This window comes from Mangrovimonas aestuarii (assembly GCF_028767185.1).
GTDB classification, from domain to species: Bacteria; Bacteroidota; Bacteroidia; order Flavobacteriales; family Flavobacteriaceae; genus Mangrovimonas_B; species Mangrovimonas_B aestuarii.
In genome coordinates this window covers 16153-26165 of sequence record NZ_JARACK010000003.1, presented here as the reverse complement: position 1 = coordinate 26165, position 10013 = coordinate 16153, and the positions used below count along the sequence as shown (strand labels likewise).

At 35.8% G+C, this 10013-nt stretch carries 13 protein-coding genes; 12 read left to right on the top strand and 1 reads right to left on the bottom strand.

All coding sequences use genetic code 11. The features are described 5' to 3' along the window. Positions 1-41 precede the first annotated feature (41 nt). From gcvH to PWU04_RS04820, 5 genes are all read left to right on the top strand, one after another. On the top strand, positions 42-422 hold the full coding sequence (gene gcvH, locus PWU04_RS04840; protein ID WP_274474706.1) for a glycine cleavage system protein GcvH: 381 nt from the start codon (positions 42-44) through the stop codon (positions 420-422). Beyond that, positions 394-789: a VanZ family protein gene (locus PWU04_RS04835; protein ID WP_274474705.1), complete on the top strand. Its 396-nt coding sequence runs from the start codon at positions 394-396 to the stop codon at positions 787-789. The genes gcvH and PWU04_RS04835 overlap by 29 nt, the downstream gene beginning before the upstream one ends. A gap of 63 nt (positions 790-852) precedes the next feature. Continuing rightward, positions 853-1578, top strand: coding sequence for an energy transducer TonB (locus PWU04_RS04830; protein WP_274474703.1), 726 nt, complete (start codon positions 853-855; stop codon positions 1576-1578). A gap of 105 nt (positions 1579-1683) precedes the next feature. Next, positions 1684-2478, top strand: coding sequence for an energy transducer TonB (locus PWU04_RS04825; RefSeq protein WP_274474701.1), 795 nt, complete (start codon positions 1684-1686; stop codon positions 2476-2478). A 109-nt stretch (positions 2479-2587) separates the two neighbouring features. Then, positions 2588-4684 carry an energy transducer TonB gene (locus PWU04_RS04820; protein WP_274474700.1) on the top strand — a complete coding sequence of 699 codons (2097 nt, stop codon included), beginning with the start codon at positions 2588-2590 and terminating at the stop codon, positions 4682-4684. A 119-nt stretch (positions 4685-4803) separates the two neighbouring features. Here the strand turns inward: PWU04_RS04820 and PWU04_RS04815 are convergent, their stop codons facing one another. Continuing rightward, the gene (locus PWU04_RS04815; protein WP_274474699.1) at positions 4804-4977 is read right to left on the bottom strand and encodes a hypothetical protein; all 174 of its coding nucleotides are present in this window, start codon (positions 4975-4977) and stop codon (positions 4804-4806) included. A 73-nt stretch (positions 4978-5050) separates the two neighbouring features. Here PWU04_RS04815 and cyoE point away from each other — a divergent pair, with 73 nt between their 5' ends. The 7 genes from cyoE to PWU04_RS04780 all read left to right on the top strand — a co-directional run bounded on the left by cyoE (position 5051) and on the right by PWU04_RS04780 (position 10009). Beyond that, positions 5051-5944, top strand: coding sequence for a heme o synthase (gene cyoE, locus PWU04_RS04810; RefSeq protein WP_274474698.1), 894 nt, complete (start codon positions 5051-5053; stop codon positions 5942-5944). Positions 5945-5946: 2 nt separating this feature from the next. Then, positions 5947-6528 (top strand): cytochrome c oxidase subunit 3, encoded by a 582-nt coding sequence (locus tag PWU04_RS04805; protein ID WP_274474697.1) that lies wholly within the window; start codon positions 5947-5949, stop codon positions 6526-6528. A gap of 45 nt (positions 6529-6573) precedes the next feature. Then, positions 6574-7560 carry a cytochrome c oxidase subunit 3 gene (locus PWU04_RS04800; RefSeq protein ID WP_274474696.1) on the top strand — a complete coding sequence of 329 codons (987 nt, stop codon included), beginning with the start codon at positions 6574-6576 and terminating at the stop codon, positions 7558-7560. A gap of 20 nt (positions 7561-7580) precedes the next feature. Next, on the top strand, positions 7581-7961 hold the full coding sequence (locus PWU04_RS04795; protein WP_274474695.1) for a cytochrome C oxidase subunit IV family protein: 381 nt from the start codon (positions 7581-7583) through the stop codon (positions 7959-7961). A 66-nt stretch (positions 7962-8027) separates the two neighbouring features. Continuing rightward, entirely contained in the window at positions 8028-8744 is a 717-nt protein-coding gene (locus PWU04_RS04790; protein ID WP_274474694.1) for a hypothetical protein, read from the top strand. Beyond that, on the top strand, positions 8737-9480 hold the full coding sequence (locus tag PWU04_RS04785) for an SCO family protein (protein ID WP_274474692.1): 744 nt from the start codon (positions 8737-8739) through the stop codon (positions 9478-9480). The genes PWU04_RS04790 and PWU04_RS04785 overlap by 8 nt, the downstream gene beginning before the upstream one ends. Continuing rightward, positions 9473-10009, top strand: coding sequence for a DUF420 domain-containing protein (locus PWU04_RS04780; protein WP_274474691.1), 537 nt, complete (start codon positions 9473-9475; stop codon positions 10007-10009). Before PWU04_RS04785 ends, PWU04_RS04780 begins: the two co-directional genes overlap by 8 nt. Positions 10010-10013: the final 4 nt, after the last annotated feature.

The following is a 10013-nucleotide window of genomic DNA, read 5'->3' as shown; positions in this document are numbered from 1 at the left end:
CGAATAAATACTTTTGCGATAATAAACTTTAAACTAAAAAAATGAATATTCCATCAGAGTTAAAGTACACTAAAGACCACGAATGGATCAAGGTGGAAGGCGATATTGTAACCGTAGGGATTACAGATTTTGCTCAAAGCGAGCTAGGAGATATTGTTTACGTTGAGGTAGACACCTTAGATGAAACCTTAGATGCCGAAGAAGTATTTGGAACTGTTGAAGCAGTTAAGACTGTGTCAGACTTGTTTTTGCCTGTATCGGGTGAAATTATTGAATTTAACGAGTCTTTAGAGGACGAGCCAGAGAAAGTTAACAACGATCCTTATGGAGAAGGTTGGATGGTAAAGGTAAAATGCTCTGATGTGAGTGAACTTGACAATCTACTTTCTGCAGATGATTATAAAGAGCTTATCGGCGCTTAAAAAACTATCAATTTTTATAGTTGCTTGCTATACGGTGGCCTTGGCCACCGTTAGCCTTTTAAACATAAGCAATCTTCCAAAAATAACCGAGAACAATAGTGATAAAATATATCATTTGGTAGCTTACGCTATTTTAATGGTACTATGGTTTAATGCCTTGTTTTATCGAATTGGTTTAAAAAGGGGGAAAGCACTTTTGTTTGCTGCAATTATCTCTATTGTCTTTGGTATAATTATTGAGGTGTTACAGGACACGGCGACAGATGTTAGACAGGCTGACATTTTAGATTTTGTGGCCAATTTTATCGGTGTCGTTGTAGGGGGGCTTTTTATCATTTTGAGGAAAAGACTTAACATGAAAAAATAGTAATCACTTGCTTTTTTGCCAAATAATTGGTTATTTTAGCAGTCTTGAAAAACAGAACAAATTATGGAACCTAAGAAAAATCCTAAAGCAAATGTTGGACGTAACAGCGGGCTTTATTTTGCGATTGGATTGGCGTTAATGTTGTTCATTACAAACTACGCCATCAATTACAAAACCTACGAAAAGGAAGCGATTGACATAGGTCAGTTGAGTGTTGATGAGGAATTGGACGAAGAAATTCCAATCACTCAAACTCTTCAAGCACCACCGCCACCGCCACCACCGCCACCAGCACCTTCTGAAGTAATTGAAGTTGTTGAGGACGAGGTAGAGGTTGAGGAAACTATTATAGAATCAACTGAAACAGATCAGGAAGAAGAGATTGTAGAGGTTGAAGATATTGAGGTTGATGAAGGCATAGAGGAAGTTGTTGAGGTTCCGTTTGCTGTTATCGAGAATGTACCTGTTTATCCTGGTTGTGAAAAAGGGTCGAATAATGAGAAAAGAGCATGTATGTCTGAAAAGATTGCTCAGTTTGTTAACCGTAAGTTTAATAAAGACCTAGCGAGTGATTTAGGGTTAAGTGGAAGACAACGTATTAGTGTTATATTTAAGATTGATAAAAATGGTAATGTAACCAATGTGCGTGCTAGAGCACCACACCCAAGACTAGAGGATGAAGCTAAGCGTGTAATTGAGATGCTTCCTAAAATGCAACCTGGTAAGCAACGTGGTAAACCGGTAATAGTACCATACTCTCTACCAATCTTGTTCCAAGTTCAGGACTAAATAAGTAAAATGACTATATAAAAAATCCCGCTACAGATGTAGTGGGATTTTTTTTGGTACGCTTATTGCATTTTGTGAAAATATTAACAGTTTAAATTTAATATTATGAATTCACAAAACAATTCTAGCAAATCCGTTCGGCAAAACGGAGGGGCTAAACAAACAACGCATAAACGCGATGTAAATTTACAAAAAAACTCAACCCTGTACTTTCAGATTGGACTTATCCTGTGCTTATTGGCAACTTATGGTCTTCTTGAAATGGATTTTGAACAAAAAACTATTAATCTCAGTGATTATCATGCCACGGTTATGGAAGATGAAACCTATAGTTTTAATGAGAAATTAAAAATTTATGTTGAAGAGAAACCAGTATCTCAAAAAAAGAAAGTCAAAACCCAATTAATTGATGTAATAGACTTACGCAAAGACGATGATCCAGTTCTTGACACTAAAGAGTTTATTACTGGTCCTGAAGTAACAGATGACCCTCCAGTTGAATTAAAGGATATTCATTTAGTTGACAAGCCCGATGAAGTTGCGTATGGAATTCTAGGTGTTGAGCGCGTACCCATTTATCCAGGATGCGAAGACTTAAAAGATAATAACGCTAGAAGAAGTTGTATGTCGGAGAAATTAACTCGACTCATTCAAAGAAAGTTTAATACTGATTTAGCTAATGATTTAGGATTGCAAGGTAAACAAGTTATCTATACCCAGTTTAAGATTGGAAAAGATGGTAATGTTAAGGATGTAAAAGTAAGGGCGCCACATCCAGCTTTAGAAAATGAAGCCGAGCGCGTAATTAATAAAATACCTGAAATGACACCTGGCTTACAAAGCAACAAGGCTGTTGACGTTATGTATAGTTTGCCAATTGTCTTTGTTGTTAGAGATTGATTTATTAATCATGTGTTAATAAAGCCGCTACTCTATTTTGTGTAGCGGTTTTTTAATATTCATTCTTCAAAAAGTAGTATCTTTCCGCTTTAATCCCCACGGTTTCTGTATGAGATACCTTTACATTTTTCTTTTTATTTGTGTACAGTGGTCTGTTGATGCCCAAGAAAAATTGCTTCCCGAAAAACCGCCTGTTTTCCCAGGTTGTGATAGTTTGGCCGTAATCGATTTAGAAAGCTGTTTTAATAAATCACTTTTTGCTAGAATAAAAGCCGATTTTCAGGTGCCTGAAGATTTAGTCAATTCTAATTATCAAGGAGATGTTGTTGTACTGTTTGAGATAAATGCAAAGGGGGGATTCCAAGTGATTTATGTCGATGCCATGTACGAGTCTCTAAAAAGTGAGACTCAAAGGTTTTTTAGAGATTTGCCCAAAGTTGAACCAGCTAGTTATAATGGCAAGCCCACATTTAAGCAATACACTATAGCCATTCCTATTCCGTTGGATGGAAGTGGTCGAAATATTATCGATGCTAAAGCAAGAGGAGTAGTTCAACTAGAACAAGAGGCTAAGCAGGAATATGATAAGGTAAGTGAAGGTAAAGTGCCTTTTGAAGATAAGGCCTTGACAAGCCAATTGAATATTCCATTTGTGCATAGTTATTATGCTAGGTTTGAGCGAAGCATGAACTTGGTTGGAACAAATAGTCATACAGCAAGCAAGCCTTACATGTATGAGGATGTTTCAGTATATCAGGATTTAAAAGCCGATCAAGAGGCGTTAAAGCAAGATAGATCTACTTGGTTTGGAAGAAAACTTTGGAATGAACATTTTGTGCAGTTACAGGGAAAAGATTATTGGTTTACCGTAGACCTTATTTTCGATTTTGAAGTAGGGAAGGATTTTGATGCCGATTTTAACTCTACGTTTAACAATACACGAGGACTTTATTTTCAAGGAGGATTGGGGAAGAAGTTTAATTTCTTTACATCAGTTTATGAAAGTCAAGGGCGTTTTGCACAATATTTCAATCAATACGCTGAGAGTTTAAAAGCCTTTGGACCAGATCCGGCTATTATTCCTGGGCGTGGTATTGGTAAAGGGTTTAAGGATGATGCATACGACTATCCGGTAGCCGAAGCTTATTTGTCCTATACTCCAGCAGATTTCATTAATGTTCAATTTGGACATGGTAAAAACTTTATAGGAGATGGTTATCGCTCTTTGTTTTTGAGTGATGCAGCAAGTCCTCATACCTATTTAAAGCTTAATACAAAGTTTTGGAAAATTAAATATACCAGCACTTGGATGTGGTTGCGTGATGTGCGCCCTGAAGTGGTTGTTGAGGATGCCTTTTTAACCAAATACATGGCAAATCATTATTTGAGTTTAAATGTATCCAAACGATTGAATGTTGGGTTGTTTGAATCGGTGATGTGGACCGATGTAAATGGACGAGGTTTCGATATTAATTATGTCAATCCAATAATTCTATTCCGAGCTTTGGAGTTTGAAAGTGGTCAAGGTGCTGGAAATGCAATATTAGGCCTTTCCATTAAATATAAACTCTCAGATAATGTGTATGCATACGGACAGTTTGTACTTGATGAATTTTCTTTAAGCGATGTAAAGGCCGCTGAAAAAAGTTGGAAGAATAAGTGGGGGTATCAATTTGGACTAAAATATTTTAATGCCCTTAATGTGGATAATCTAATGCTTCAGTTAGAATACAACCAGGTGAGGCCTTATACCTACAGCCATAATACTATTGTATTGAATTATGGTCATGCAAATCAATCTATGGCGCATTTATGGGGGTCTAACTTTAGGGAATTCATATTGATTGGGCGCTATAACTACCAGCGCTGGTATGCCGATGCCAAAATTATTATTGGGACAAAGGGATTTGATTATAATACTGAAGAGGATAATTTTAGTTACGGTGGAGATATTTACCGTAATTATAATGAACGTCCTTATGATAACAATGTGAAAATAGGTCAAGGGATAAAAACCAATATTTTTAATGGAGAGCTTCAATTCGGCTATTTGGTAAACCCAGCAACCAATTTAAAATTGTTTGCAAGTACCATTGTAAGGAATTTTGATCCTAATGCTCAAACAATGGATGTTTATCAAAACAATACGTTCTGGTTCAACCTAGGATTGCGAACCGACCTTTTTAATTGGTATTTTGATTTTTAATTTATGATGAAGCTCGAAATAATTTCTACAAAGAATTTAAGATTGCTAATATTTGCATCAGTATTCATAAACATTTTGTTTGCACCAAGTTTAAGTTTTATAGAACAAGATAATAGGTTTTATGTTTCATTAGCTTCTTTGGTTATTGCTTCAATAGCAATTTGGGCTTTGATTGGAAGAGGAGCTATTCTTGGGCAGCGTTTAATTCTGATGGCGTTCTTTGTGTTCTTGTCTGTTGCCTTAACCCTAATCCAGCTGTTGGTTTGACTTTCTAAGAGCTTCAAAATTAACATAGAAATGCCATTGTTGAATAGGAATTATTAAAGTATCTTTGCACCCGCCTTTAAGGCGTCAAAGTAAAGTACATTGAGCGATACAAAAACGTCATTAGCAACAGCTTCTATAATTTCAGACTTTAAAGAGATCACAAAAATGCGTTTGGCATTAAGCGTGGTATTCTCATCAATTGCGGGATATCTTTTGGGAGTTGAAGTTGTTGAGATTAAAACATTGATTCTTTTAGCCCTTGGAGGGTATTTTATGGTAGGCGCATCAAATGCTTACAACCAAATCATAGAAAAAGATTTGGATGCTTTGATGGATCGTACCAAAAACCGTCCAATTCCTGCCGGGCGTATGTCTGTTAACACTGCCTTTATCATAGCTAGTATATTTACTGTTTTAGGAATAGCAATACTTTATAATATTAATCAGCAAACCGCAATGTTCGGTGCGATTTCTATTTTCCTTTACACTTGTGTTTATACACCCTTAAAAACAAAAACGCCTTTAGCTGTATTTGTTGGTGCCATTCCAGGAGCTATTCCATTTATGTTGGGATGGGTTGCTGCAACAAACGACTTCGGTATTGAGCCGGGAACATTGTTCATGGTTCAGTTCTTTTGGCAGTTTCCTCATTTTTGGGCTATTGGATGGTTTTTGTATGAAGATTATAAAAAAGGAGGCTTCTTTATGTTGCCAACAGGCAAACAGGATAGAGGAACCGCAGTGCAGACCATTATGTACACCATTTGGACTGTGTTGGTTTCAATAATTCCTGTATTTGGATTTACAGGAAGACTTCAATTAAGTATAGTCGCAGCAGTGATTGTATTTTTATTGGGAATGGGGATGTTGTATTACGCTATACAGTTATTTAAGAAAATGACTGTTTTGGCAGCAAAGCAGCTTATGTTGGCAAGTGTATCGTATATCACCCTGCTTCAAATTGTTTATGTAGTAGATAAATTTTTAAGATAGTTATGGATTTAACCCAAGGTACGGTAGAAGAAAAGAATAATAGAGCCAAGAAGATGATGCTCTGGTTTGGTATCGCTTCGCTAATTATGTCGTTTGCGGGATGGACTAGTGCCTATGTAGTAAGTAGTAGTCGTCCAGATTGGTTAAAGGATTTTCAATTACCAAATGCGTTTATCATAAGTACTGTATTGATAATTATTAGTAGCATTACATTCGTGGTTGCTGCTAGAGCTCTAAAAGTTAATAATAGGAGTTTAACTTCTATCATGCTTTTGGCTACATTGGGCTTAGGGATAGCCTTTGTCTATAACCAGTTTATGGGCTTTCAAGAGATTATCGATGCAGGTTATAATTTTACCGGACCTACAAGTAATGTAACGATGTCTTACATTTACCTGATTGCTATGATGCATATATTGCACGTGGTAGCGGGACTAATCTGCTTGTTAGTGGTAATTTATAATCATTTTAAACAGAAGTACAGTGCAACGAAAATGCTTGGTTTTGAACTTGCAGCAACATTTTGGCACTTTGTTGACTTATTGTGGCTGTATCTGTTTTTGTTTTTATACTTCTTTAAATAAATAAATTGATTATTTTTGTGCAACTTTATTAACTAAACCTTAAGTATGAGTACTACAGTAGTAAATGCTGAAACAGAAGGCAAAACTTGGGGAGGCGGCGACAACCAACCTCTTGGTGCAAGTTACGGTAAAATGATGATGTGGTTTTTCATCGTTTCTGATGCATTAACATTTTCCGGATTTTTAGCAGCTTACGGATTTTCAAGATTCAAATTTATTAATGAATGGCCAATTGCCGATGAGGTCTTTACTCACGTACCGTTCTTACACGGGCAAGAGTTACCTATGATTTATGTGGCCTTCATGACCTTCATTCTTATTATGTCGTCTGTAACTATGGTGTTAGCTGTAGACGCTGGGCATAAACTGAACAAAGCTAAGGTTACTTGGTATATGTTCTTAACTATTATTGGAGGTTTAATATTCGTTGGTTCTCAGGCTTGGGAATGGGCAACCTTCATTAAAGGTGATTACGGTGCTGTTCAAACTAAAGGAGGGAACATTCTTCAGTTTGTGGATACAGATGGACATAGAGTTGCTTTACGTGATTTTGTAACGGCAGAGCACAATACTAGAACTCAGCACGAAAATAAAACTGGTATTTGGTTTACTAGTGAAGATGCTTTGCCTTCGTACACTATGGAGGACGTTATAAAAGGTTTAGAATCTCACGATAACATACTTGTTAGAACACAACAATTGACTGATAACAACCGTCACAAAACGGTCCTTTCAAGAGAAGAGTCTCTTGCTGTTATCAAGAAGAACGGTAAAGCCGTTGTAGAAGGAGCTAACCTTCACGTAAACGAATACGGTTCACCTTTGTTTGCAGATTTCTTCTTCTTTATTACTGGTTTCCACGGATTTCACGTGTTCTCTGGAGTGGTGATTAACATCATTATTTTCTTCAACGTAATCTTAGGAACTTACGAAAGAAGAAAGAGTTACGAAATGGTAGAGAAAGTTGGACTTTACTGGCACTTTGTAGATTTAGTTTGGGTATTTGTATTTACATTCTTCTACCTAGTTTAATCAGAAAAAGCATTTAAGAAATGGCACACGGACATAAATTAGAAATATTAAGAGGAACTGTTAAGTTTAAAAGTAATACCCAGAAAATTTGGGGTGTATTAATCCTTCTTTCCATCATCACCGCTGTTGAAGTTGTTTTGGGTATTTATAAGCCTGAAGTTTTGATGGCGCACGTTTTGGGGATGAAAGGTCTTAACTGGATATTCATCATCCTAACAGTAGTGAAAGCTTACTACATTACTTGGGATTTCATGCACATGCGTGATGAAAAACCAGCGCTTAGACGTGCTGTAGTGTGGACAAGTATTTTCCTTATATGCTACCTTGTTTTCATCCTATTGCAAGAAGGTGGGTATGTTTTTGATGTATACGATAAAGGATTCATTAAACGCGATTTTTAAAAAGCGTTAAACAGATAATAAAAAGACGGTTTTTCAACCGTCTTTTTTTATTTTTGCACCATGAAAATGAAGCAAGTAAAAAGAAATGTGGTTTTGGGAATATTATTCTTTCTGCCAGTAACATTTCTCCTTTTTTTATACCCTGCCAAGCACAATTATACACCACTTGACATAGTAGGAGGGCAGGTAGAGGAACTTCATGGCTTTAATTCCGATTCTGAGGAAGAGATCAATTTACAAGGCCATATTACCGTTTTAGCTTTTTTTGGAAATAAACCTGAAGATCATTTTATAGCAGCTTCTAATTTAAAGGAACTGGTATACGATAAATTTAAGGGGTTTAAGCGTTTTCAAATTATTGTCGTAATGCCAGAAGGTTATCAAGAGGCAGCCAAGACATTAGAGGCTGAAATAAACGCTTATGACGACCTTAGGTTTTGGCACTTTGTTTTTGGGACACAGAATAATATTAAAGGGCTTTTTAATAGTTTGAAATATAAAACACCTTTGGATGGTAAATTGTCAACTTCCGAAATATTTATTGTAGATAAAGAACTAAACCAAAGAGGACGTATTGATGACCGTACCGATAATGAAGTTGAAAAACATAAGCCTGTCTTCGGGTTGCCATCTTACAATAGTATTGAAGTTGCTGAGATAAAAAATAAAATGAGTGAAGATATTAGAATTCTTTTTACTGAATATAGGCAAAAGCGAAAAGGGGACTTCAATTCATCAATAAGACGTGATAACGAACTAAAAGCTGTAGACAATAATGGCTAAAAGTAACTATACTTACATTGGTTTTGCATTTATTATTTTGATTTTTGGAATCATTTTTATTCCAAAAATAGTTGATAGGGTAAAGAACAATGATATTTCCCGTAACGATAGAATGAGTTCTGGGTTAGATAACAATTATAGCCATGATAATAGGCTGGTGTATTTGAATGTTAATGGGGAACGCAAAAAAGTACCTGCTTTCAAATTTGTTGATCAAAATGGAAAGATCATCACTAACAATGATTATTTAGGTAAAGTGTATGTGGTTGAATTCTTCTTTTCTACATGCCCAACTATTTGTCCAAAAATGAACAACAATTTAGTTGATGTTCAAAGCGCATTTAAGGGTGTTGAAGACTTTGGTATAGCCTCATTCACCATCAATCCAGACTACGATACCCAAGAGGTATTAAATGAGTATGCCGAAAAATATGGTATAACAAACCCAAATTGGCATCTAATGACTGGCGATAAGGATATGATTTATGAGTTGGCAAATACCGGTTTTAATCTCTATACTTCTGAAGAGCCTGAAGCAGCCGGTGGTTTTGAGCATTCTGGAAATTTTGCACTTATTGATAAGGAAGGTTTTATTCGTTCTAGAACAGATGCCTATGGAAATCCAATGATATATTACAAAGGAACTATCTCAGAAAAAGAACGATTTGATGAGGATGGAGCTAAAGAAGAGATTAGTTTATTGAAAGAAGATATTAAAAAGCTATTAAATGAATAAGCCACAAGATATTATTACAGATCAGAAAAAGTACAATAAATGGATTACAGGCTTATCTATTGCTGTTCCTGTGGCTGTTGCAGCTTTATTTGGGATTAAAATCCCAAATGTTGAACCTTTAAAGTTTTTACCGCCAATTTATGCGTCTGTAAATGCATTAACTGCCTTTGTTCTTATTTTGGCATTTATTGCAGTACAAAACAAAAAAATTAAATTACACGAGAGACTGGTTAAGACAGCTATAGCTCTTTCTGTTAGTTTTCTTGTAATGTATGTAGCTTATCATATGACAAGTGATTCAACTCCTTATGGAGGAGAAGGAGCTATTAAATATATGTACTATTTTATTCTCGTTACGCACATAATTATGTCGGTTGCAGTAATTCCTTTTGTATTGATTACGTATGTGAGAGGGATTACTAATGACGTTGAGCGCCATCGTAAAATTGCTAAAATTACTTTCCCCTTATGGCTTTATGTGGCAGTTACAGGCGTAATTGTTTATATTATGATTTCTCCCTACTACTAATTTT

Excerpts from the sequence above, each read along its gene's own strand:
- gcvH (WP_274474706.1), top strand. The coding sequence starts at position 42 with ATGAATATTCCATCAGAGTTAAAGTACACTAAAGACCACGAATGGATC.
- PWU04_RS04835 (WP_274474705.1), top strand. The coding sequence starts at position 394 with ATGATTATAAAGAGCTTATCGGCGCTTAAAAAACTATCAATTTTTATA.
- PWU04_RS04830 (WP_274474703.1), top strand. The coding sequence starts at position 853 with ATGGAACCTAAGAAAAATCCTAAAGCAAATGTTGGACGTAACAGCGGG.
- PWU04_RS04825 (WP_274474701.1), top strand. The coding sequence starts at position 1,684 with ATGAATTCACAAAACAATTCTAGCAAATCCGTTCGGCAAAACGGAGGG.
- PWU04_RS04820 (WP_274474700.1), top strand. The coding sequence starts at position 2,588 with ATGAGATACCTTTACATTTTTCTTTTTATTTGTGTACAGTGGTCTGTT.
- PWU04_RS04815 (WP_274474699.1), bottom strand. The coding sequence starts at position 4,977 with ATGTTAATTTTGAAGCTCTTAGAAAGTCAAACCAACAGCTGGATTAGG.
- PWU04_RS04805 (WP_274474697.1), top strand. The coding sequence starts at position 5,947 with ATGGATTTAACCCAAGGTACGGTAGAAGAAAAGAATAATAGAGCCAAG.
- PWU04_RS04800 (WP_274474696.1), top strand. The coding sequence starts at position 6,574 with ATGAGTACTACAGTAGTAAATGCTGAAACAGAAGGCAAAACTTGGGGA.
- PWU04_RS04795 (WP_274474695.1), top strand. The coding sequence starts at position 7,581 with ATGGCACACGGACATAAATTAGAAATATTAAGAGGAACTGTTAAGTTT.
- PWU04_RS04790 (WP_274474694.1), top strand. The coding sequence starts at position 8,028 with ATGAAGCAAGTAAAAAGAAATGTGGTTTTGGGAATATTATTCTTTCTG.
- PWU04_RS04785 (WP_274474692.1), top strand. The coding sequence starts at position 8,737 with ATGGCTAAAAGTAACTATACTTACATTGGTTTTGCATTTATTATTTTG.
- PWU04_RS04780 (WP_274474691.1), top strand. The coding sequence starts at position 9,473 with ATGAATAAGCCACAAGATATTATTACAGATCAGAAAAAGTACAATAAA.